General features: G+C 75.4%; 20 protein-coding genes. 12 read left to right on the forward strand and 8 right to left on the reverse strand.

Going from position 1 to position 20,972, the window contains the following annotated elements; translation table 11 throughout:
• Nucleotides 1-132 precede the first annotated feature (132 nt).
• The 4 genes from secA2 (at nucleotide 133) to EV376_RS17805 (ending at nucleotide 4,777) form a co-directional block, all read left to right on the forward strand.
• Nucleotides 133-2,424 (forward strand): accessory Sec system translocase SecA2, encoded by a 2,292-nt coding sequence (secA2, locus tag EV376_RS17790; RefSeq protein ID WP_130324699.1) that lies wholly within the window; start codon nucleotides 133-135, stop codon nucleotides 2,422-2,424.
• Between the two features lie 182 nt (nucleotides 2,425-2,606).
• Complete coding sequence (locus tag EV376_RS17795) at nucleotides 2,607-3,347, forward strand: GAF domain-containing protein (protein WP_130324701.1); 741 nt, start codon at nucleotides 2,607-2,609, stop codon at nucleotides 3,345-3,347.
• Nucleotides 3,348-3,422: 75 nt separating this feature from the next.
• A complete protein-coding gene (locus tag EV376_RS17800; protein WP_130324703.1) occupies nucleotides 3,423-3,926 on the forward strand; it encodes a DUF2231 domain-containing protein in 504 nt (167 codons plus the stop codon).
• 89 nt (nucleotides 3,927-4,015) lie between these two features.
• Nucleotides 4,016-4,777: a class I SAM-dependent methyltransferase gene (locus tag EV376_RS17805; RefSeq protein WP_130324705.1), complete on the forward strand. Its 762-nt coding sequence runs from the start codon at nucleotides 4,016-4,018 to the stop codon at nucleotides 4,775-4,777.
• Nucleotides 4,778-4,783: 6 nt separating this feature from the next.
• Here EV376_RS17805 and EV376_RS17810 read toward each other — a convergent pair whose 3' ends face one another.
• Nucleotides 4,784-5,731 (reverse strand): DUF3500 domain-containing protein, encoded by a 948-nt coding sequence (locus EV376_RS17810; protein ID WP_130324707.1) that lies wholly within the window; start codon nucleotides 5,729-5,731, stop codon nucleotides 4,784-4,786.
• Between the two features lie 442 nt (nucleotides 5,732-6,173).
• On the opposite strand from EV376_RS17810, the gene EV376_RS17815 reads away from it, so the two are divergent.
• The 5 genes from EV376_RS17815 to EV376_RS17840 all read left to right on the forward strand — a co-directional run bounded on the left by EV376_RS17815 (nucleotide 6,174) and on the right by EV376_RS17840 (nucleotide 9,656).
• Nucleotides 6,174-6,785, forward strand: coding sequence for a winged helix-turn-helix domain-containing protein (locus EV376_RS17815; RefSeq protein ID WP_130324709.1), 612 nt, complete (start codon nucleotides 6,174-6,176; stop codon nucleotides 6,783-6,785).
• A 59-nt stretch (nucleotides 6,786-6,844) separates the two neighbouring features.
• On the forward strand, nucleotides 6,845-7,474 hold the full coding sequence (locus EV376_RS17820; RefSeq protein WP_130324711.1) for a nucleoside/nucleotide kinase family protein: 630 nt from the start codon (nucleotides 6,845-6,847) through the stop codon (nucleotides 7,472-7,474).
• A 145-nt stretch (nucleotides 7,475-7,619) separates the two neighbouring features.
• Nucleotides 7,620-8,018, forward strand: coding sequence for a TraR/DksA C4-type zinc finger protein (locus tag EV376_RS17825; RefSeq protein WP_130324713.1), 399 nt, complete (start codon nucleotides 7,620-7,622; stop codon nucleotides 8,016-8,018).
• 46 nt (nucleotides 8,019-8,064) lie between these two features.
• Entirely contained in the window at nucleotides 8,065-8,934 is an 870-nt protein-coding gene (locus EV376_RS17830; protein ID WP_130324715.1) for a DUF72 domain-containing protein, read from the forward strand.
• A 293-nt stretch (nucleotides 8,935-9,227) separates the two neighbouring features.
• Nucleotides 9,228-9,656, forward strand: coding sequence for a DUF2267 domain-containing protein (locus EV376_RS17840; protein WP_130324719.1), 429 nt, complete (start codon nucleotides 9,228-9,230; stop codon nucleotides 9,654-9,656).
• A gap of 54 nt (nucleotides 9,657-9,710) precedes the next feature.
• On the opposite strand, the gene EV376_RS17845 is transcribed toward EV376_RS17840, so the two are convergent.
• Nucleotides 9,711-10,484: a DUF72 domain-containing protein gene (locus EV376_RS17845; protein WP_130324721.1), complete on the reverse strand. Its 774-nt coding sequence runs from the start codon at nucleotides 10,482-10,484 to the stop codon at nucleotides 9,711-9,713.
• A gap of 9 nt (nucleotides 10,485-10,493) precedes the next feature.
• Nucleotides 10,494-11,246, reverse strand: a complete 753-nt coding sequence (locus EV376_RS17850) for a PIG-L deacetylase family protein (RefSeq protein ID WP_130324723.1) — start codon at nucleotides 11,244-11,246, stop codon at nucleotides 10,494-10,496.
• 218 nt (nucleotides 11,247-11,464) lie between these two features.
• Between EV376_RS17850 and EV376_RS17855 the strand changes: the two genes are divergently transcribed.
• Nucleotides 11,465-11,752: a hypothetical protein gene (locus tag EV376_RS17855; protein WP_130324725.1), complete on the forward strand. Its 288-nt coding sequence runs from the start codon at nucleotides 11,465-11,467 to the stop codon at nucleotides 11,750-11,752.
• Nucleotides 11,753-11,762: 10 nt separating this feature from the next.
• Nucleotides 11,763-13,034, forward strand: coding sequence for a JmjC domain-containing protein (locus tag EV376_RS17860; protein WP_130324727.1), 1,272 nt, complete (start codon nucleotides 11,763-11,765; stop codon nucleotides 13,032-13,034).
• Here EV376_RS17860 and EV376_RS17865 read toward each other — a convergent pair.
• The 5 genes from EV376_RS17865 to EV376_RS17885 form a co-directional block, all read right to left on the reverse strand.
• Nucleotides 13,031-13,696 (reverse strand): hypothetical protein, encoded by a 666-nt coding sequence (locus EV376_RS17865; RefSeq protein ID WP_130324729.1) that lies wholly within the window; start codon nucleotides 13,694-13,696, stop codon nucleotides 13,031-13,033. The genes EV376_RS17860 and EV376_RS17865 overlap by 4 nt on opposite strands.
• Nucleotides 13,693-16,365, reverse strand: a complete 2,673-nt coding sequence (locus tag EV376_RS17870) for an FtsK/SpoIIIE domain-containing protein (protein ID WP_130324731.1) — start codon at nucleotides 16,363-16,365, stop codon at nucleotides 13,693-13,695. Before EV376_RS17870 ends, EV376_RS17865 begins: the two co-directional genes overlap by 4 nt.
• Nucleotides 16,358-17,479: a hypothetical protein gene (locus EV376_RS17875; RefSeq protein ID WP_486482676.1), complete on the reverse strand. Its 1,122-nt coding sequence runs from the start codon at nucleotides 17,477-17,479 to the stop codon at nucleotides 16,358-16,360. The genes EV376_RS17870 and EV376_RS17875 overlap by 8 nt, the downstream gene beginning before the upstream one ends.
• A gap of 8 nt (nucleotides 17,480-17,487) precedes the next feature.
• Nucleotides 17,488-17,748 carry a hypothetical protein gene (locus tag EV376_RS17880; protein ID WP_130324733.1) on the reverse strand — a complete coding sequence of 87 codons (261 nt, stop codon included), beginning with the start codon at nucleotides 17,746-17,748 and terminating at the stop codon, nucleotides 17,488-17,490.
• A 124-nt stretch (nucleotides 17,749-17,872) separates the two neighbouring features.
• Complete coding sequence (locus EV376_RS17885) at nucleotides 17,873-18,277, reverse strand: PIN domain-containing protein (RefSeq protein ID WP_130324735.1); 405 nt, start codon at nucleotides 18,275-18,277, stop codon at nucleotides 17,873-17,875.
• 127 nt (nucleotides 18,278-18,404) lie between these two features.
• Here EV376_RS17885 and EV376_RS17890 point away from each other — a divergent pair, with 127 nt between their 5' ends.
• Nucleotides 18,405-20,960, forward strand: coding sequence for an ATP-dependent Clp protease ATP-binding subunit (locus EV376_RS17890; protein WP_130324737.1), 2,556 nt, complete (start codon nucleotides 18,405-18,407; stop codon nucleotides 20,958-20,960).
• Nucleotides 20,961-20,972 lie beyond the last annotated feature (12 nt).

A 20,972-nucleotide genomic window follows, 5' to 3' on the forward strand; every position in this document is an offset into this window, starting at 1 on the left:
CGATGTTGCACTTTCGGCCCTCGTTCTGGGGCATTTAGACGCTTTTGGCGGGGCAGAAGGTGCAAGATCGCGGGGGACGGGCGGGGTGGGTGGGACGGTCAAGATCGGTCCGGTCGCGTACCGTTGCCGCTCATGGGTGTGTCGCAACGGTTGAAGACGAGGTTCCGGCGGTTTCTGCAGCGCCCGGGCACGACGGTGGACCTCGCGCCGCTGGAGAAACTGCTGCCCGCCATCGAGGCGCGCGAGGAGGAGCTGCGGGCGCTCGACGACGCCGAGCTGACCGAGGCCGCCGGCCGGGCCGAGGGCTACCCGGAGATCTGCGCGATCGGCCGTGAGGCCGCGCGCCGCGGCCTCGACCAGCGGCCGTACGACGTGCAGCTGCTCGGCGCGATGGCGCTGCTCTCCGGCAAGGTCGCCGAGATGGCCACCGGTGAGGGCAAGACGCTGACCGCGACGATCGCCGCGTACGGGCACGTCCGGGTCGGCAACGGCCCGGTGCACGTGCTCACCGTCAACGACTACCTGGCCCGGCGCGACGCCCAGTGGATGGAGCCGGTCTACACCCTGCTCGGCCTGACCGTGGGCTGGGTCAACGAGGCTTCCACCCCGCAGGAGCGGCGGGCGGCCTACGCCTGCGACGTCACCTACGTCTCGGTCAGCGAGGCCGGTTTCGACTACCTGCGCGACCAACTGGTCACCGACATCGCCGACCGGGTGCAGCCGGCGCTGCGCACCGCGATCGTCGACGAGGCCGACTCGATCCTCATCGACGAGGCGCGGGTGCCGATGGTCCTCGCCGGCGCGGTGCCCGGCGAGCAGGACCCGGTGCACACCGCCGCCGCGCTGGTCCGGGGCCTGCGCAAGGGCAAGCACTACACCGTCGCCGAGGACGGCCGCAGCGTCGCCTTCACCGCGGCCGGCCTCGCCGCCGTCGAGGCCAAGCTCGGCATCGACCTGTACGACGAGGAGAACGTCGCCCAGCTCTCCGCGGTGAACGTGGCGCTGCACGCCCACGCCCTGCTGCACCGCGACGTGGACTACATCGTCCGCGACGGCACGGTCGAGCTGATCGACGAGATGCGCGGCCGGGTGGCGCAGCGACGCCGCTGGCCGGACGGCCTCCAGGCGGCGGTCGAGGCGAAGGAGGGCCTGGACGCGACCGCCGAGGGCGAGGTGCTCGGCACGATCGCGGTGCAGGCGTACATCGCCCTCTACCCGACGGTGTGCGGCATGACCGCCACCGCGGTGCTCGTCGGCGACCAGCTGCGGGAGTTCTTCGATCTCGAGGTGGCGGTGATCCCGCCGAACACGCCGTGCATCCGCGAGGACGAGCCGGACCGCATCTACGCCACCCGGGCGGAGAAGGAGGAGGCGCTGGTCGACGAGATCAAGCGCAACCACGAGCGTGGCCGGCCGGTGCTCGTCGGCACCCTCGACGTCAAGGAGTCCGAGGGGCTGGCCGCCGCCCTCAACGCCGCCGGGGTGCCGTGCGTCGTGCTCAACGCCAAGAACGACGACGAGGAGGCGGCGATCATCGCCGAGGCCGGCGCGTACGGCGCGGTGACCGTCTCCACCCAGATGGCCGGCCGGGGCGTCGACATCCGCCTCGGCGGCAGCGACCAGGCCGACCGGGACCGGGTGGCCGCCCTCGACGGCCTGTACGTCATCGGCAGCGGCCGGCACGACAGCCGGCGGGTCGACGACCAGCTGCGCGGGCGGGCCGGCCGGCAGGGCGACCCGGGTGGCTCGGTCTTCTTCGTCAGCCTGGAGGACGACCTGGTCGTCCGGCACGCCGGGGACGCCGTGCCCGCGTCGCCGAGGATGAACGCCGACGGCCTCGTGACCGACCCGCAGGTGGACTACGCCGTGGAGCACGCCCAGCGGGTCGCCGAGGGCGTGAACCACGAGATCCACCGCAACACCTGGCGCTACAGCGTGGTGATCGAGCAGCAGCGCAAGGCGCTCGCGGAACGCCGCGAGCGGCTCCTGACCAGCGACGTCGCCGCCCTGATGCTGCTGGACAAGATGCCCGACAAGGCCGGCGAGATGGACGAGGACCTGCTGGCCCGGGTCGCCCGGTCGATCGCCCTGTTCCACCTCGACCGGCTCTGGGCCGAGCACCTCGCCGAGCTGTCCGAGGTCCGCGAGGGTGTGCACCTGCGGGCGCTGGGCCGGCTGGACCCGCTCGACGAGTTCCACCGGGCCGCGGTGCCGGCGTTCAACAACCTGGTCCCGGAGATCGAGCGGCGCACCATCGAGACCTTCACCGAGACCGAGTTCGACGAGACCTGGGAGCCGGACGAGGCCAAGCTGATCCGGCCGAGCGCCACCTGGACGTACCTGGTCCACGACAACCCGTTCGGGTCGGAGCTGGACCGGCTGATCGCCTCGGTGGGCCGGCGGCTCAGCTCCGGCTCCCGCTGACCCGTACGCGGGCCCCTTCCGGTACCTTCGGCACCGGAAGGGGCCCCATTTTGTGCCGTTTCGACCCCTCTTCGTGCGGGTAGTAGCCCGGGTCGCGGAGAGTCGGGAGAGATCAGGACCATGGAACAGGGAACGGGCCCGGTGGGGCGCGCGGCGTCGCGCGCAGCGAAGGTGGAGCACCGGTGAACCTGGAGATGCGGGAGCCCGTGGCGGAGACGCTCGGCGTCCTGGAGACCGCCGCGCTGCTGCGGGAACTGACCGCCGGGCTGATCGGCGTGACGGACTTCGACGAGGCGCTGGCCGCGCTGGTCCGGATCGCCCGCGGCGCGGTGGCCGGAGTCCGCTGGTGCGGGTTCACCTCGCTGCGCGCCGGGGAGCCGGCCGGCGTGGTGGCCTCCGACGCCCGGCTCGCCGGCCTCGACGACCTGCGGCACGGTCCGGACTCACCGGCCATGGAGGCGATCCGGCGGCGGGAGATGGTGGTCGCCGAGCGGCTGAGCGGCGAGACCCGCTGGCCGGCGTGGACGCCGCGGGCCCGCGAACTCGGCGTACGCGGCGTGATCTCGGCGCCGGTCGACGTCGACGAGCAGGCGATCGGCGCGCTCAACCTCTATGCCGGCGCCGCCGACGCGCTCACCCCCCGGCACCAGCTCACCGCGATGCTGGTCGCCGAGCACGCCGGCCTGCTGCTCGCCGCCGTACGCGACCGCGCCCGGTCGGCGGCGCAGGCGGGTGAGGTCGACGCCGCCCTGCTCGGGGGCGGTGTCGTCGGACAGGCGGTGGGCGTCATCATGACCCAGCGCGGCTGCCGGGCCGAGGAGGCGCTGGAGGTGCTGCGCAGCGCCGCGGCCTCGCTGGCCATCCCGCTGCGCGAGGTCGCCGAGCGGCTGGTCCGCACGGTCGCCCGTCCCCGCGACAGCTGATCTGTTCCGTTTCGCCCCGCATGCGCCCGGGTAGCACCCAGGACTGGTGACCGGACGCGACCTGGGGGAGAAGCGATGCAGAGCCGGCTGCGGGTGCAGGGGCATCCCATCCAACCGATGCTGGTGACGTTCCCGTTCGGGCTGTTCGTGAGCGCCGTGGTGTTCGACCTGACCGACGTGCTCGGCGGCCCGGCGTTCCTCGGCGAGGTGGGGTACTGGACCGCGGTGGCGGCCCTGGTCGCCGCGGCGCTCGCCACCGTCGCCGGGATGATCGACCTGTGGGACGTGCCGGCCGGCGGCACGCGGCACACGGCGGTGACGTTCAACCTCGTCAACGCGGCGATGGCCGGCCTGTTCCTGGTCTCCTGCCTGATCCGGGCCGACGCGCCGCAGCAGGGGGCCACCGTGGTGCTGCTCCTCGTCGAACTGGTGGCGCTGGGCGCCGGCGGGTACGGCGTGGCCCTGGGTGCCCGGCTGATGCGCCAGTTCGACCCGGTGGCCCGCGCCGAGCCGACGAGTCTGGACGCCCTCGGTGGCGTGGACGGCGTCACGGTGGAGATCGTCCGCCCGCGCCCGTGACAGGTCCGGGTCCGGGACCTTTGCCGGGCCGGCCGCGTACCGGGGAAACTCTGTTGCTCCGCGGCGAACCGGTCGGACAGGCTGTCCGGATGGGATCCGACCGGAGGTTCGAGGAACTGGTCGCCGAGGGCGCGGCTGCGCCGGTCGACGGCTGGGGTTTCGACTGGCTCACCGGCCGGGCCACGGAGGAGCGCCCGCCCTGGGGCTACGCCCGCCTCGTGGCCGCCCGGATGGCCGGCGTCGGGGCGGCGCTGGACGTGGACACCGGCGGGGGCGAGGTCCTCGCCGAGGTGCCCGTCCCGCCGCGGGTGCTGGTCGCCACCGAGGGCTGGCCGCCGAACGTGCCGGTGGCCGCCCGCAACCTGCGCCGGCTCGGCGCCACGGTCGTCGCGGTGACGCCGGGTGCCGCGCTGCCGTTCCGCGACGCGTCCTTCGACCTGGTGGTCAGCCGGCACCCGGTCCGGACCGACTGGGCGGAGACCGCCCGGGTGCTGCGGCCGGGCGGCACGTTCCTGTCCCAGCAGATCGGCCCCGGCACCGTACGCGAGTTGAGCGAAGCGATCCTCGGCCCGCTGCCACCACCGGCCGCGCGCCACCCGGAGCGGGCGGTGGCCGAGGCCGCGGCCGCCGGCGTGCGGGTCGTGGACCTGCGCGAGGCGACCCTGCGGACCGTGTTCCACGACGTCGGCGCGGTGGTCTGGTTCCTGCGCAAGGTGGTCTGGACCGTGCCGGGGTTCACCGTGGACCGGCACCGGCCCGCACTGGCGCGGCTGCACCGGCGGATCGAGGCCGAGGGGCCGTTCGTCGCCCACGCGCGCCGCTTCCTCGTCGAGGCGACGAAGCCGGTGTGAGCGGGGTCAGTGGGCGTCGCGGTGGTGCGCGGCCAGGACGTCCGCGCCGAAGTCGCTGGCCGGGCGGCGGAGCACGGTGTGGGCGTGGTTGCCGTCGTCGGTGGTGTTGTCGTACTCGATCAGCAGGTCGTCGCCCTGCACCCGGTAGTAGTGGCGCTGCCCGGGGCGGGTCGGGCCGGCCCACGCGAAGTGCAGCGGCGACCCGGCGAGCCGGCGGGCCTCCCGGATCGCCAGCTCCGGTGGGAGCCGGTCCAGGTAGAGGGCGACGAGTTGGTCCAGCAGGGCCCGGCCGGTCGGGCCGAGCCGGTCGGCCGGCACACCGAGCGGCTCCACCGGCGCGTCGACCCGGGGCCGGGTGCCGCTGACGATGTCCGTGGGCGCCTCGTCGGCCACGATCGCCGCCGCCCGGCCGGCGGGGCCGATCGCGTCGAGCAGCGCCCGGCCGAGGTCCTCCTCGGGACCGAGCGGACGGGAGACCGGGCGGCCGGCCCACCGGACGGCGGCCGGGTTGGCGCCGAAGAAGAGCGGGGCGGGGGAGACCTGGTCGGCGACCACGGTCATGCTGACCGACAGGTGGTGCCCCTCGACCCGCCACGCCCACGCGTCGTCGCGGGCCGGGTCGCCGAACACCGCCACCCAGTAGTCGCCGCTGTGCCGGCCGCGGCGCCACCCCTCGGCCCGGTCCAGCACCTCCTCGAGCGCGACGATCGCCATCGCCTGCGCGTACGCCGGCGGGCTCAGCGCGGTCGCCAGCAGCCGGTGGGTGGCCTTGCGGGCGGCGCGGTCCAGGTCGGCGAGGCAGACGCCGGGCCGGGGTCGCGGGCGGTACTCGAGCCACTGCCTCGCCCCGAGGTCGTCGAACCGGTGGGTCGCCCGGGCGCGTCGGGGCTCGTCCAGGGCGGCGAGCAGCGCCGTGGCGGCGGCGCGCATCTGCTCGGGCAGCGGATCGTCCACCGCCCCTGTATACCCGGCGCGGTCGCGCCGTGCTGGCCGTCGGCCGCGACAACTGATCTGTACGGAAACCTTCCCGGCCGTGGCGCGCCGGACCGGGCGCGTCGCGGCCGTTGCCATTGTCACACGGCCGATACGTTCGGTGTCCACATGGGAGCGTGACCAGGTCGCTGACCTCCACGTGAATCACGCTCGCCAACCACGCTGCGTATGCGCCCCGGGCGAATGTGAACCGGGCAGGCACCCCCCCGTATCGGGTCATCTCGGCGGCTCTGCTGTAATCATCAGGCCTCGTACGCAGAGCGAGCATTTGGCTCCGATGTGTTCGTCAATTGTCACATTCATGCAACGCAGCCGCCCCTTGACCCCCGCACGGGCGCCGGGAAGCATCGATGAAGCGGCGTCCCGGGCCGTGGGGAGATACCCGGACCAGCCAAGGAGGACCATGTCGGTCAGCCCCGCTTCGTCGCGCGCCGGATGGCATACGTCCCAGCCCGCTGTTCCCGGTCGACCCCCGGGCGGCCAGCGCCGTCCCGCGAACACCGCCGCTCCCGTACTCACGGTGACCCTGTCGATCCCGCTGGCCAACGAGGAGGCCCTCACGCCGCCGGCCCGCCGGCTGCTGGAGGCCGCCCGCGAGCTGCTCGAGCGCGGTGAGGGCACGATCACCACGGCCGGCAACGGCGCCGTGGAGCGGCGGCCGGATCCGGTCCCGGCCGGCCGCGCACCGTCCCGGCCGCTCGCCCCGACCCTCCCCACCCTGCACATCCTCGCCTCCTCCCGGTCCGTGCTGCGCGACGGCGAGCCGCTGCCGCTGACCCGCCTGGAGTTCGACCTGCTGCTGCACCTGGTGGCCCACCCCCGGCGGGTCTTCACCCGGCTGCAACTGCTCAACGCGGTCTGGGGCTACGAGCACGCCGGGGTGCGCACGGTGGACGTGCACGTCCGCCGGCTACGCGGCAAGGTCGGTGTGGACGTTCCCCTGGTCACCACCGTCTACGGGGTGGGCTACCGGCTGGCCGACGACGCCCGGGTCACGATCGACCGCAGCGGCTGACCGGCCCCCCCCCACGGCTCCGGGCCACCCGCCCCGGCGCACCGGGCACCATGGCCGACATGCACGTCCGTCCGATCTCGCCCGAGCGTCTCGTCACCGAGCTGGCCGACCGGCTCGCCGGCGCCCCGGCCGGCGGCCGGCTGCGGGTGGCCGTGGACGGCCCGCCCGCGGCCGGCCCCGACGCCCTGGCCGCCGCGCTGGTCGACCCGCTGCGCGCCCGGGGGCGCCCGGTGCTGCACGTCCGCGCGGCGGACTTCCTCCGCCCCGCCTCGGTCCGGCTCGAACAGGGCCGCACCAACCCGGACGCCTACTACGAGAGCTGGGTCGACGAGGCGGGGCTGCGCCGGGAGGTGCTCGACCCGGCCGGGCCGGGCGGCACGGGGCGGGTGCTGCCGTCGCTGTGGGACGCCGCCGTCGACCGCGCCAGCCGGGCCGCGTACGTGCAACTGCCCGACCACGCGGTGCTGCTGGTCAGCGGGGCGCTGCTGCTCGGCGGCGGGCTCCCCTTCGACCGCACCGTGCACCTGGTGCTCTCCCCGGCCGCGCTGCACCGGCGCACGGGCCCGGACGAGCGCTGGACGCTGCCGGCCTTCGCGCGCTACGCGGACGAGGTCGATCCGGCGTCCTTCGCCGATGTGGTGGTCCGGGCGGACGACCCGCGCCACCCGGCGCTGGTCGAGCCCGGCTGAGGGAGCGCGGAAAATCGGCGGTTTGATCCGCCGGAGCGCGGGGTATTCGCCCGGCTCACAGAGCACGGGTGATCCCGCGCAGCGACGACCAGCACCGGGGCCACGGCCCCGGTGGACCGTGAGGCCCTCAGAAAGGCAGGCAGCGATGCTCGTCCACGACCCGGTCGGCACGGCCCGATCCCAGGCGGAGGTCGACCAGATCCGGCAGTCCCTGCAGGCCCGCTACGACGAGCTCTCCGCGGAGTACGAGCAGGCCGTGTTGCAGAGCCAGGTGTTGCGTCTGGTGGAGGTGGGGGACACCGCCGGCGACGACCAGGCCGACAGCGGCACCAAGACCGCGGAGCGGGACACCGCGCAGTCCCTGCTGCGTACGATCCTCGACCGCCGGGCGCAGTTCGAGCACGCGCTGACCCGGCTGGAGGAGGGCACGTACGGCTTCTGCGAGGGGTGCGGCGCGGCCATCCCGGTCGAGCGGCTGGAGATCTTCCCGTCGGCGACGACCTGCGTGACGTGCAAGCAGACCCGGGAGCGCCGGGCGGCCTGAGAGCGAGCGGTTGCCGGTCGGTCCGGAGCGCGGTGAACTCGTCCACATGGGTGACATCAAGGTGGGCACCGCGTCCTGGACCGACCGTACGCTGCTCGACTCGGGCTGGTACCCGCAGACCGCGGACACGCCGGAGAAGCGCCTGGCGTACTACGCCCGGCAGTTCCCCCTGGTCGAGGTCGACGCCACCTACTACGCACCGCCGGCCGAACGCACCGCCCGGCTGTGGGCCGAGCGCACCCCGGCCGGGTTCACCTTCAACGTCAAGGCGTTCAGCCTGCTCACCGGGCACCCGACGAAGGTCAGCTCGCTCTACAAGGACCTGCGACCGCAGACCGACAAGCGCAACGTCTACCCGGACGACCTCACCCCGCAGGCGTACGAGGAGGTCTGGACCCGCTTCCTCAGCGCGCTGGACCCGCTGGTCGAGGCGGGCAAACTCGGCGCGCTGCTGTTCCAGTTCCCGCCGTGGTTCACCATCAAACGGGACAACAAGCAGTACCTCCGGGAGGTCGCGGCGCGCTGCGCCCCGCTGCGGCCGGTGTTCGAGTTCCGGCACGCCTCCTGGTTCGACGGTGCGAACGCCGATGAGACGCTCGCCTTCCTGCGCCAACACCGCCTCCCGTTCGTCTGCGTGGACATGCCGCAGGGGCACCGCTCGTCGGTGCCCCCGGTGCTGGCCGCCACGGCCGACCTCGCGGTGGTCCGCTTCCACGGCCACAGCGACAAGTGGACCAGCCCCGACATCCACGAGAAGTTCGGCTACCGCTACTCGGACCGGGAGCTGAAGGACTGGGCGCCGAAGCTGCGCGAGCTGGCCGGCGAGGCCGAGCGGACGCACGTGCTGATGAACAACTGCTACCGGGACTACGCGCAGACCAACGCGGCCACCCTCGCCCGGCTCCTCGACGCCTGAATCATCCGCACCGGGTGAGCCGGCCTCACCCCGCGCGGCGGAAGCATGGGGGGTGCCTCGTGGTCGTCGATCAGGGCGACCGCGGATCCGACACGGAGGTGGCTTCATGACCACACGGGTGGTACCGGACCGGCGACGTGGGGCCGTCCTGCACGTGGTCGGTGCGACCGGCGACACCCGGCGTCCGCCGCGGTCCGGCCGGAGCAGCCCGGTCCGGCAGTGGCGGGGCCCGGCGGGGCCGCCACGGCGGGACGACGACCGACGGTGGGATACCGACATACGGGGGTGGAGAGATGGCTGAGCAGCTGCAATCCGCGATCGAGTCCTCGATGCAGAAGACCAACGAGATGCTGCGCGACATCGAGCAGGCCTACGGCTGGCCGAAGGCGCAGCGCAACCAGTCCTATTGCGCGCTGCGCACCGTGCTGCACCTGCTGCGCGACCGGATGCCGGTGCAGGAGAGCGTGGAGTTCGCCGCGCAGTTGCCGGTGGTGGTGCGCGGGATCTACTTCGACGGCTGGAAGCCGATGGACGTGCCGGTCAAGCTGAACCGGGACGACTTCCTCCTCGAGGTCCGGCAGCGCTTCCCGTACGACGTCGAGGGCGGCCCGCAGCGGGTCGTGCAGGTCGTGCTGGACACCTTGCGCCGGCATGTGACCCAGGGCGAATGGGATGACGTCAAGGACACCATGCCCAAGGACCTGGCCCGGATGATGCCCTGACCGGTGCCCCGATGACGGCTCGCTCCAGGCGCTGGGGCGGGCCGCCTCGTGTGTTCAGGCGCCGGCCGCCCCCGCCGCCGTGGGGACCCGGGTCACCGGCCGACCGGCCCGGGCGGCCAGGCCGGCGAAGGCGACCGCGTCGACCACGGCCGCCCCGCCGGGGTCGTTGTTGAAGTACACGTACGCCGGCTCGTGGTCGCCGAAGGCGTCGGCCAGCCGGCGCACCCAGGCCGCGAGGGCGGCGTGCCCGTAGCGGGGCCAGGGCCGCGCCCGCCCCTCGTGCAGCCGCAGGTAGCCGAAGTCGGCGGTGCGCCACAGCGGGGTCACCGGCCGGCTGAGCCGGTCGGCCCAGACCAGCGCCGCCCGCCGCCGCTCCAGCACGGTACGCGTGGCGGCGCTCCACCACGACCGGTGCCGCGGCTCGACGGCGACCCGCACCTCGGCGGGGAACCGGCGCAGCGTCGCGTCCAGCGCGTCCGGGTCGGCCGGCAGGGTCGGCGGCAGCTGGAGCAGCACCGGCCCGAGGCGGTCGCCGAGCGCGGTGGCCCGGCCGAGGAACCGGGCGACCGGCTCGGCCGGGTCGCGCAGCCGCTTGATGTGGGTCAGGTAGCGGCTCATCTTCACCGCGACGCAGAAGTCGTCCGGCGTCCGCGCCCGCCAGGCGGCGAAGGTGTCCCGCTCGGGCAGCCGGTAGAAGGCGTTGTTCACCTCGACCGTGGCGAAGCGCGCGGCGAAGTGCTCCAGCCACCGCCGCTGCGGCAGCCCGCTGGGGTAGAGGCGGCCGCGCCAGTCCCGGTACTGCCAGCCGGAGGTGCCGACCAGGATCATCGGCGACTCCTACCAGAGGTCGAAGCGGAACACCTCGAACGCGGCCCCGTACCGGACGCCGAGCCGGGTGCCGGTCGGGCGGCTCAGCCCTTCCAGGAACTCCTCGGCGTCGAAGCTGCCGTCGCCCAGCCCGTCGAGGTACGCCGCGTGGGCCTCGAGCGACGCGACGCCCCGCTCGAAGGTGTCGGTGACGTCGACCCCGTGCGTGGCCAGCGGCGAGGAGGCGGCCCACACCTGCCGTACCCCGTTCCACGGCCGGACCCCGTCGGTCAGCTGCTCGGGGAAGACCCACCGGTTCCCGGCGTCCCGCACGGCGTCCAGCACCGCCCGCCCGGTCGCGATGTGGTCGGCCTGGTTCAGCGCGTACGCGCCGTCCCAGGTGTCGCGGAAGTTGGTGGTGAGGACGATCTCGGGACGGTGGCGGCGGATCACCCTCGCCAGTTCCCGGCGCAGCGGCACCCCGTACTGGAGGATGCCGTCGGGCAGGCCGAGGAACTCCACGGTGTCCACCCCGACCACGGCGGCGGACTGCCGCTGCTCCTCCTCGCGGACCACCCGGGCCTGCTCGGGCGGCATCCCGTCGATGCCGGCCTCGCCGCTGGTGACCAGGCAGTAGACGATCCGCTTGCCCTGGCCGGTCCACCGCGCCACCGCCGCGGCGGCACCGAACTCCAGGTCGTCGGGGTGGGCCACGATCGCCAGCGCCCGCTCCCACTGTTCGTCGAGCGGCTCCAGCGCCGGGACGCCGGTCGGGTCGGACATCGGCACCTCCTCGGGTCACGTCCCGCCCATCCTGTCACCGTCCACGGCGGTGCGCCGCTCCCGGCGCGGCCGCCGGGCGGGCCGGGCTGACGGGCGAACCGCCCGTGCCGGACGCCCCGGCCGTCTAGCGTGTGGTTAGAGAAGATCGGGCATGGGGTACCACCCGCTGCACGACGGACCCCGGCGTACGGCGGGGCGGCACATCCGAGGGAGCACGCATGGCACTCAACGACGACGACATGACGACCACCGGTGGCGGCGGCCTCGAGGGCCCGGCCGACGGTGGCGCCACTCCCGGCCAGCAGGACGGTGGCGCCGACGGTGCCGCCGACCGCGGCGTCGAGCGCGGCGCCGACCAGGGCGCCGACGCGGGCGCCGAAGGTCCGGCCGACGGCGGTGCGACCCCGGGCCAGCACGACGGCGGCGCGGACGGCAGCGCGGAGGGCCCGGCCGACGGCGGCGCCACCCCCGGCCAGCACGACGGCGGCGCCGACGGCAGCGCCTGAGCGGTACGCCATGACGCACACCGACCCGCCGGGCGGCCACGGCCGCCCGGCGGTTCCGTCCACCGCCGCCCTGGCCCGCTGCGTCTCGGTCGAGCCGGCGAAGTTCGCCGCCGCCCACTGGGGACGCACGCCGCTGCTGTCCCGCGCCGACGAGCTGCCCAACCCGAACGGCTTCACCGACCTGCTCAGCCCCGCCGACGCCGACGAACTGCTCAGCCGGCGCGGTCTGCGTACCCCGTTCCTGCGGGTGGCCAGGGACGGCGCGCTGGTGCCGGCGGCGCGGTACACCGGCGGCGGCGGCGCGGGCGCCGAGATCGGCGACCAGGTTCTCGACGAGAAGGTCCTCGACCTGTACGCCGGCGGCGCCACCCTGGTGCTGCAGGGCCTGCACCGCACCTGGCCGGCGCTTGTCGAGTTCACCCGTGACCTCGGCCTGGCCGTGGGGCAGCCGTTGCAGGTCAACGCCTACCTGACGCCCGCCGGCAGCCAGGGCTTCGCCACCCACTACGACACCCACGACGTGTTCGTCCTGCAGGTCGACGGCCGTAAACACTGGCGGATCCACCCGCCGGTGCTGCCCGACCCGCTGGAGCGGCAGCCGTGGGGCGGCCGGGCCGACGAGGTGTCCGCCTCCGCGGAGGGCGCACCCGCGCTGGACGTGGTGCTCGCCCCGGGCGACGCGCTCTACCTGCCGCGCGGCTGGCTGCACAGCGCCCAGGCGCAGGAGTCCAGCTCGCTGCACCTGACCGTGGGCGTCCGGGCGCTGACCCGGTACGCGCTGGTCGAGGAGCTGCTCGCCCTGGCCGCCGAGGACCAGCGGCTGCGGGCCACGCTGCCGTTCGGGGTCGACGTGTCCGACCCGGACGCGATCGAGCCCGAGCTGACCGAGACCGTGGAGGCGCTGCGGGACTGGCTGCTGCGTGCCGAGCCGGCGGCGGTGGCCGACCGGCTGCGCCGGCGGGCCTGGCCGGCCGCCCGGCCCGCCCCGATCCGGCCCCTGGCCCAGGCCGCGGCGCTCGCCGCGCTCGGCCCGGACGACCGGGTCACCCCGCGCCCCGGCCTGCGCTGGCAGCTCGGTGCCGCCGGGGAGAAGGTGGCGTTGCGGATCTTCGACCGCACGGTCACGTTCCCCGGCACCTGCGAGCCGGCGCTGCGGGCGCTGCTGTCCGGCGAGGTCACCCGGGTCGGCGACCTGCCCGGCCTGGACGACGACGCCGACCGCGTCACCCTCGCCCGCCGCCTGCTCCGCGAGGCGGTGCTGGTCCCCGCCGGAGCGGCCTAGCGGGGCACGATCAGCAGCAGGACGGTGGTCGCCAGGCCGGTGGCCACCACGATCGCGGCGGGGCGGGGGGCGAGGACCGCGTGCCGGCGGTCGGCGAGGAACTTCGCGGGCACCAGGCCGACCAGCGGGCCGAGCAGCGTCACCACCAACGCCAGCACCGGCAGCCCGACCGCCAGGTCGCCGCCGTACCGGTCGCCCGCCGTCCGGGCCGCGGTGCCCAGGGCGTACGCGACCGTGGCGCCGAGCACGCCGCACAGCGCCAGCAGCGGATTCACCGAACCAGGCAGCTCTCCCGGCTGGCCGGTGCGGGCCAGCAGGCCCCGCACCGCGGCCAGCATCGGCAGCGGATCCCCGGTGGCGCCCGCGACCGGGCCCGGTGGCCCGCCCGCCCGGCGTCCCGCCGCGCCGAGCCGGCCCCGCAGCTCCTGCCACAACAGCCGGACCTCGGCCTCGACCCGCTCCTGCACCTCGCGCGCCGCCGCCAGCTCCCGCTCGGTCCGGCGCACCTGGTCCTCGGCGTCGGCCACCGCCCGGCGGGCGGCCGCGCACTGCTGGTCGTACCAGGTGTGCGCCTCGGCGCGCTGCGCGGACACGCGCTCGGTCAGGTCGGCCAGCCGTCGCACCTGCGCCGCGTACGACTCGCTCGTCACCGGTTGGTTCACCGCTCCGGCCCGTAGGGAATGATCGTCTGCCCGGTGCGGTGCACCGCCCGGTCGAAGAAGAGGCCCCGCCACGGGCGGGGGTACCAGTCCGGCCCGCCGGTGCCCGGGTACAGCGACGAGCCCAGCTCCCCGCCGTGCGTGTCCAGTGCCACCCACGCCCCGATCTGGTCGGTCCGCGCCGCCGGCCCGCCCAGGTCGGCGCGCATCCGTGCCACGCCCCGCCACCAGGCCAGCACGTGCGTGCGCCGTTCCGGTCCGTCGTGCAGGACGCGGCGCAGCTGCTCCAGCCCGGTACGCCCGCCGATCCGGGCGGCGAGGGCGCCGGCCGCCGCGTCGACCGCGAACAGCAGCAGGTAGTGCGGGCTTCCGGCGCCCGGGCCGCCCAGCCCGGCGGCGGTCTCGGCCATCAGTTCGGTCACGCTCTCCTCGTCGTACCAGGCGGCGTCGTCGGCCAGGTCCTCGTAGAGGGCCCGGGCGGCGGGGTCGGCGTCCGGGTCGAGACAGGCGATGGAGAACCGCGCGGTGCCCGGGCGGTGCTGCCGCGCCAGCGACCGGGCGGCGGCGTCGAGCACGGCGCACGCCTCGTCCACGCGGGTGCCCAGCACGGCGAGGTTGCGCCCGGGCGCGCGGGGCAGCCGCAGCGCGGCCGAGCGGGCCTGCACGTCGATGATCTCGCCGAGCAGCGCCACCGGCGCCCGCAGCGTCCCGGTCTCCGGGGCGGACAGTGCCCGGAAATCCGGGGCGTCGGCCAGCCGGGGGATCGCGTCGCCGTCGAACAGCCGCGCCGGGGCGGCCTCCGGCGGGCGCATCCGCCACAGCCGGTTCTGCAACTCGCTCCAGGTCTCCCAGTCGCTCGCCGCCGGTATCCGGGCGATCTCGTTCCCCTCGACCAGGCCCGACTCGGCGTTGACGACGGCGTGGTGGCGGGGCAGCGACTGCGCGGCGTCGTTGCGCTCGGCGAGGATCCGCAACGCCTTCGGCAGGGCGATCCGCAGGGTGAACTGGGCGACCAGGGCCGGCCGGCCCCACAGCGCCTCGATGCCGCGGACGTCCTGCGACGCGAGCACCAGGTGGATGCCCTGCGAGCGCCCCCGCCGGGCCAGGTCCTCGAGCAGGTCGGCGGCCTCCCGGGCGACCGCGTCCCGGCCGGCGAGCAGCATCTGGAACTCGTCGACCACCGCGACGATCCGCGGCCAGTGCCCGGTCGGGTCGACCGCACGCAGCTCGGCGAGCTTGGTGACCTCGTGCCTCTTCGCCGCGTCGGCCCGCCGGCGCAGCTCGTCGGCCAGGAACCGCAGCAGCGCGAGGCCGAACTCCCGGTCGGTGTTGACGTTGATGCCGACCAGCCGCATGTGCGGCAGCCAGCTCGGGTCGCGGCGGCCCTGCGCGAACCGCGCGAAGGACACGCCCTCCTTGAAGTCCAGCAGGTAGAACTCCAGCTCGGCAGGGGAGTAGCGGGCGGCGAGCGCGCCGATCCAGGCGAAGATCAGGTTGGTCTTGCCGGTGCCGGACGGGCCGCCGATCAGGGCGTGCGGCGGGTAGTCGCCGAGGGTGAGCAGCACCGGCCGCCCGTGCGGGCCCTCGCCGATCGGCGCGGTCAGGCCGGTGGACGAGTCCTCCCGCCACATCTGCTCCGGCGGGGGCAGCAGGTCGGTGAACGGCGTCGGCGTCGGGCCGGCGTTGACCCGGGCGGCCAGGTCGCGGCAGGTCTCGGTGACCAGGGCCGCCGGGGGCGGCGGATCCAGGTCGACCGGCGGTGCCCCGGCCAACCGGGCGCGGCCCGGCTCGACCCGGATGCGGGTGACGGTGGGATGGTCGGGCAGCTCCAGCCCGCGTACCACCAGGTGCACCCCGCACGCCGCGCCGGTGCGGACGACCCGGTCGAGCTGACCGCGCTCGTGTCGGGACGGCTCCTCGCCGCCGAGCAGCACCGCCACCCGCCACGGCTCGGGGCGGCGGCCGGTCGCGGCGGCCAGCTCGCGTAGGGACCCGTGCTCGCCGGCGAGGACCGTGGAGTTGATCCGCCGGATCTGCTCCACCAGCTCGTCGAGCAGCCGGCCGAGCCCGCCCGGCCCGACGGACGTCAACAGCCCGGCGGTGCCCAGCGGCGCGAAGCCGGCCAGGCCGCCGCCCAACTGCTCCGGGTCGTACCCGGTCAGCCGGACCGCGCCCGGGTCGGCGCGGCCCACCGCGCGCAGCAGCAGCGCGGACACCACCGCCTCGCCCGCCGGCCGGTCGGCGCCGGTCAGCTCCACGTGCCCGGCGTCGAGCAGCGGCACCAGGGCCGGCACCGCGTCCGCGCCCGGCACCGCGAGCGTCCCGATCCGCAGCGCGCCCGGCGGCTCCCCCCGCCCGGCCGGGGTGGCGCGCCAGCCCGACCACTCCGCCGAGGCGGCGCCCGGCGCCTCCCGCCGGGCCGCCTCGGCGGCCCGCCGGGACAGCTCGGCGATCCGGGCGGCGTGCCGCTCGTCGATCTCGGCGAGCCGGCGGTCCCGTTCCGCCCCGACCCGCGCGGGCACGCCCCCGGCGGCCCGCCGGACCCGGTCCAGCCGGTCCCGCTCGGCGGCCAGTTCGGTCCGCGCGGCGGCGACCCGGGTGCGGGTCGCGCCGAGCGCCTCGCCGAGGGTGCGGCGCACCCGGGCCGCGAGCTGCGCCCGCCGGTCAGCCATCGGCGTCCCGCCGGTACGGCGTCCGCCACGCCGGGCTGCTCCCCGCCCGGGGTGCCCGGGCGTCGCCGGGCGGCGCGCCGCGGCGCAGCTCGGCCGAGCGCCGCTGGGCGGCGGCCACCCGGGCCCGGGCGGCGTCCGCCTCCCGGCGGGCCGCCGCGGCGCGGCGCTCCCACTCCGCGTCGGCGGTCCGGTTCCGCTCCGCGGCGGCCCGCTGCCGCTCCTCGGCCCCGGCCCGTGCCGCCCGGTCCTCGGCGGTCCGGCGTTCCCGCTCCTCGGCGGTCGGCAGCTCCCGCCCGAGCCGGTCGAGCAGCACGCCGGCCAGCACGCCGGCCGCCACCGCGGGGTCGGCGGGGTGCGGCCGAGCGGCGTCGTCGCGCCGTGGCGGCGGCATCCGGCAGACCCGGGAGAGAAGGGTCTCCAGCACCGGCGCCGGCAGGCCCGGCAGCAGGTCGCGGACGCGCCCGTCCAGGTCGCGGCGCAGCCGGGGCAGGTCGTCGGCGCGCGGCGGGTGCCCGAGCAGGTCGCCGACCAGCTCCCGCAGCAGGGGCGGCGCCAGCGCGGCCAGCCCCAACCCCACGTCGGCGTGCGCGCGGCCCAGCTCGGCGCGCAGCCGGTCGCGGTCGCCGGAGCGGACCTCGCGGACCACGCGGCGCAGCAGCTCGCCGGCGTCGGCGACGGTCCCGTCCGGGCGTGCCGGCGCCGTCCCGCCGCCGGTCAGCTCGGCGACCCGCACCGCCCACCAGCGGGGTGCGGGGGAGTCGTCGGCCGGGTCCGGCGCGCCGGTCACCGCGGGGGCCGGGCGGGGCGCGTCGTGCGCCGGCCGCCGGTCCGGGGCGGTACGCGGGGTGGGCGCGCCGTCGGCGGCCAGCCCGATCGCGGCCAGGTACGCCGACAGCTGCTCCTGGGCGACGCGCAGCGCGTACCCGGCGGTCTCGGCGTGCTCGACGGCGCTGGACAGCTCCGGGACCCCCATCGGGTCGGCGGACTCCTGGCGTACCCAGCGCAGCCGCTCGGCGGCCAGCCCGAAGCGCTCCAGCGCCAGGGCGAGCTGGCCCAGCGGCAGGTCATCGGCGACGGCGCGCACCTGGGCGCCGAGATCCTCGACGATGGACACGACGGCGCTCAGAGGGTCGCGACGTACAGCTGAGCCTGTTCGACCGCGAGGAGGGTCGCGGCGAGGCACTCCTCCAGCTCCTGGCTGGCCTGGGTCAACGAGGCCTGCGCGGCCTCCACGGTCTCGTGCCCGCTGCCCTCCAGGGCGCCGGCGAGGGTCTGCTGCGCCTCGGCCAGTTTCTCACCGGCCGCCTGCACGGCGCTCTGGCCGTCGCCGATCTGTTGGAGCGCGACATCGATGGCTGCCTTGAGCTCGGCGACGCTCGCCACGGCGGAACCTCCTGGGGGCGGGGGAGGTCTCCATTAGAGCCTATCGCCAGCGGGGAGAGAACATCCGCCCTGTCAGTATTCTGCCTTACTGACCGGTTGCCGCCCGGAAGCTCCGGGAGTCCGATTAATGGGACTCCCGCGGGTGGGCCTCCCGCCCGGTCAACCACCGCGGTCCGTACACCTCGGCGCCCCGCCGCGTGACGCGTTCGCGCAGCTCACGGTCGGCGGTGACGACCAGCCGGCGGCGGTGCGCGGCGGCGGCGACCAGGTCGACGATCGCGTCGTCACCGGACCGCTCGGCCGCCACCACCCGGATCCCCGGCACCGGGGCCACGTCCCGGGCGGCCCCCTCGACCACCAGCACCACCTCCACCGGCGGTGCCAGCTCCGGCGGCACCCCGCCGGAGGCCAGCGGTGCGAGGGCGTCCCGCAGCCGCGCCGTCGCACCGGCCCGGTCCCGCCACCAGCCGTCCGGCCGGGACCCGACCACGTTGGCGGCGTCCACGATGAGCAGCGGTGTCGCGTCCATGCCGCCAGCCTGCCACCCGGGCCGCCCCGGGCCGCGCACCCCCGGGCGTGGCGCCCGGTGGCGTTTGTCCGGGCGACCGCCGGGTAGCCCCTGGCGACCGTGCCGCGCCGAGGAGCGGAGGACAGTGATGATGGGACCCGGCGACTTCGGCTCCGACCCGTGGGACGAGTTCCTGGCCCGGTACTTCGGCCGCGGCGAGGGCGGGCGCCGCCCGGCGCACCGGGTCGACATCACCCGGCTGATGACCGCCGACGCCCGGGAGATGCTCGCCGACGCGGCCCGCCGGGCGGCCCAGAAACGCAGCAACGACCTGGACACCGACCACCTGCTCTGGGCGGCCCTGCAACGCGAGCAGTTGCGCGACCTGGTCCGGCGGGCCGGCGCCGACCCGGACACCCTGCTCAACGCGCTCGGCGGGCGCGGCGACGGCGCCCCCGGCGGCGAGGTGCCGCCGAACCTGTCGCTCACCCCCGCGGCCAAGCGGGCGTTGCTGGACGCCCATCAGCTCTCCCGGGCCATGGGGGCGAACTACATCGGGCCCGAGCACATCCTCATGGCGCTGCCGCTGAACCCGGAGTCGCCGGCCGGGCGGATGCTCGCCGCCGGACGCATCCAACCGGAGTCGCTGCAGGCGGCCAACGCCGAGCGGGGGCCGATGGCCGGCCCGAAGCCCGACCGCGGCACCCCCACCCTCGACCAGTACGGGCAGGACCTGACCGACCTCGCCCGCAACGACCAGATCGACCCGGTGATCGGCCGGGCCGACGAGATCGAGCAGGCGGTCGAGATCCTGTCCCGCCGGACCAAGAACAACCCGGTGCTGATCGGCGAGGCCGGGGTCGGCAAGACCGCCATCGTGGAGGGCCTGGCGGAGCGGATCTGCGACGGCGACGTGCCGCAGACGCTGCTCGGCAAGCGCGTGATCCAGCTCGACCTCGCCGGCCTGGTCGCCGGCACCCGCTACCGGGGCGACTTCGAGGAGCGGCTGAAGAAGGTCATCGACGAGATCCGCTCCCACCGGGAGGAGCTGATCGTCTTCCTCGACGAGATCCACACCCTGGTCGGCGCCGGCGGCGCCGGCAGCGAGGGCGGCATGGACGCGTCCAACATGCTCAAGCCGGCGCTGGCCCGCGGCGAGCTGCGCGTGATCGGCGCGACCACCCTGGACGAGTTCCGCAAGAGCATCGAGAAGGACGCCGCGCTGGCCCGCCGCTTCCAGCCGGTCTTCGTGCCGGAGCCCAGCGTCGAGGACACCGTCGCCATCCTGCGCGGGCTGCGGGACCGCTACGAGGCCCACCACCAGGTCCGCTTCACCGACGAGGCCCTGGTCGCCGCTGCCGAGCTGTCCGACCGGTACGTCACCGACCGCTTCCTGCCGGACAAGGCCATCGACCTCATCGACCAGGCCGGCGCCCGGGTCCGGCTGCGCACCCGCACCCCTGCGGCCGACGTGCGGGAGCTGGAGCAGCAGCTCGACGAGGTACGCCGGGACAAGGAGCAGGCCGTCGCCGACGAGCAGTACGAGAAGGCGTCCACGTTGCGCGACCGGATCGCCGAGCTGGAGGAGCAGATCCGGCGCGCCCGCGGCGACGAGGGGACCACCGGCAACGTGCCCGAGGTCGGGCCGCAGGAGATCGCCGAGGTGGTGTCCCGGGCCACCGGCATCCCCGTCCAACAGCTCACCGAGGAGGAGCGGGACCGGCTGCTGCGGCTGGAGGGGCACCTCCACGAGAAGGTCGTCGGCCAGGACGACGCGGTCAGCGCCGTCGCCGAGGCGGTGCGCCGCTCGCGGACCGGCCTGGCCGACCCGGACCGGCCGATGGGCAGCTTCCTGTTCCTCGGCCCGACCGGCGTCGGCAAGACCGAGCTGGCCCGGGCGCTGGCCGAGGCGCTGTTCGGCGAGGCCGACCGGATGGTCCGGGTGGACATGAGCGAGTTCCAGGAACGGCACACCGTCAGCCGGTTGGTCGGCGCCCCGCCCGGCTACGTCGGCTACGAGGAGGCCGGGCAGCTCACCGAGGCCGTCCGGCGGCGCCCGTACGCGGTGGTGCTGCTCGACGAGATCGAGAAGGCGCACCCGGACGTGTTCAACATCCTGCTCCAGGTGCTCGACGACGGTCGGCTCACCGACAGTCAGGGCCGTACGGTGAACTTCAAGAACACCGTACTGATCATGACGAGCAACCTCGGCTCGGAGCTGATCACCGGCACCCAGCGCGCGGTGGGCTTCGGCGCCGGTGAACCCGGAGCGGCCGGGGAGGCCGACGAACTGCGCGAGCGGCTGATGCGCCGGCTCCAGGAGAACTTCCGGCCGGAGTTCCTCAACCGCATCGACGAGGTCATCATCTTCCGCCGGCTGGAGGCCGAGCAGCTGCGCCAGATCACCGAGCTGATGCTCGAGGAGACCCGGCGGCGGCTGCACGCCCAGCACATCGACGTGGACTTCACCACCGCCGGCATCGACTGGCTCGCCGAGCACGGGTACCAGCCGGAGTTCGGCGCCCGACCGCTGCGCCGGGTGATCCAGCGGGAGGTGGACAACCGCCTGTCGCGGATGCTGCTCGAGTCGTCGGTGTCGCCCGGCCAGAAGGTCACCGTGGACGCCCGCGACGGGCAGTTGGCCTTCGACGTCACCGAGGGCGAGCGCGGCTACACGGCCGCCGCGACCACGCACCCCCGATGACCGGGAGGCCGG

It is taken from the genome of Micromonospora sp. CNZ295 (assembly GCF_004217535.1).

Excerpts from the sequence above, each read along its gene's own strand:
- secA2 (WP_130324699.1), top strand. The coding sequence starts at position 133 with ATGGGTGTGTCGCAACGGTTGAAGACGAGGTTCCGGCGGTTTCTGCAG.
- EV376_RS17800 (WP_130324703.1), top strand. The coding sequence starts at position 3,423 with ATGCAGAGCCGGCTGCGGGTGCAGGGGCATCCCATCCAACCGATGCTG.
- EV376_RS17805 (WP_130324705.1), top strand. The coding sequence starts at position 4,016 with ATGGGATCCGACCGGAGGTTCGAGGAACTGGTCGCCGAGGGCGCGGCT.
- EV376_RS17815 (WP_130324709.1), top strand. The coding sequence starts at position 6,174 with ATGTCGGTCAGCCCCGCTTCGTCGCGCGCCGGATGGCATACGTCCCAG.
- EV376_RS17820 (WP_130324711.1), top strand. The coding sequence starts at position 6,845 with ATGCACGTCCGTCCGATCTCGCCCGAGCGTCTCGTCACCGAGCTGGCC.
- EV376_RS17825 (WP_130324713.1), top strand. The coding sequence starts at position 7,620 with ATGCTCGTCCACGACCCGGTCGGCACGGCCCGATCCCAGGCGGAGGTC.
- EV376_RS17830 (WP_130324715.1), top strand. The coding sequence starts at position 8,065 with ATGGGTGACATCAAGGTGGGCACCGCGTCCTGGACCGACCGTACGCTG.
- EV376_RS17840 (WP_130324719.1), top strand. The coding sequence starts at position 9,228 with ATGGCTGAGCAGCTGCAATCCGCGATCGAGTCCTCGATGCAGAAGACC.
- EV376_RS17845 (WP_130324721.1), bottom strand. The coding sequence starts at position 10,484 with ATGATCCTGGTCGGCACCTCCGGCTGGCAGTACCGGGACTGGCGCGGC.
- EV376_RS17850 (WP_130324723.1), bottom strand. The coding sequence starts at position 11,246 with ATGTCCGACCCGACCGGCGTCCCGGCGCTGGAGCCGCTCGACGAACAG.
- EV376_RS17855 (WP_130324725.1), top strand. The coding sequence starts at position 11,465 with ATGGCACTCAACGACGACGACATGACGACCACCGGTGGCGGCGGCCTC.
- EV376_RS17860 (WP_130324727.1), top strand. The coding sequence starts at position 11,763 with ATGACGCACACCGACCCGCCGGGCGGCCACGGCCGCCCGGCGGTTCCG.
- EV376_RS17870 (WP_130324731.1), bottom strand. The coding sequence starts at position 16,365 with ATGGCTGACCGGCGGGCGCAGCTCGCGGCCCGGGTGCGCCGCACCCTC.
- EV376_RS17885 (WP_130324735.1), bottom strand. The coding sequence starts at position 18,277 with ATGGACGCGACACCGCTGCTCATCGTGGACGCCGCCAACGTGGTCGGG.
- EV376_RS17890 (WP_130324737.1), top strand. The coding sequence starts at position 18,405 with ATGATGGGACCCGGCGACTTCGGCTCCGACCCGTGGGACGAGTTCCTG.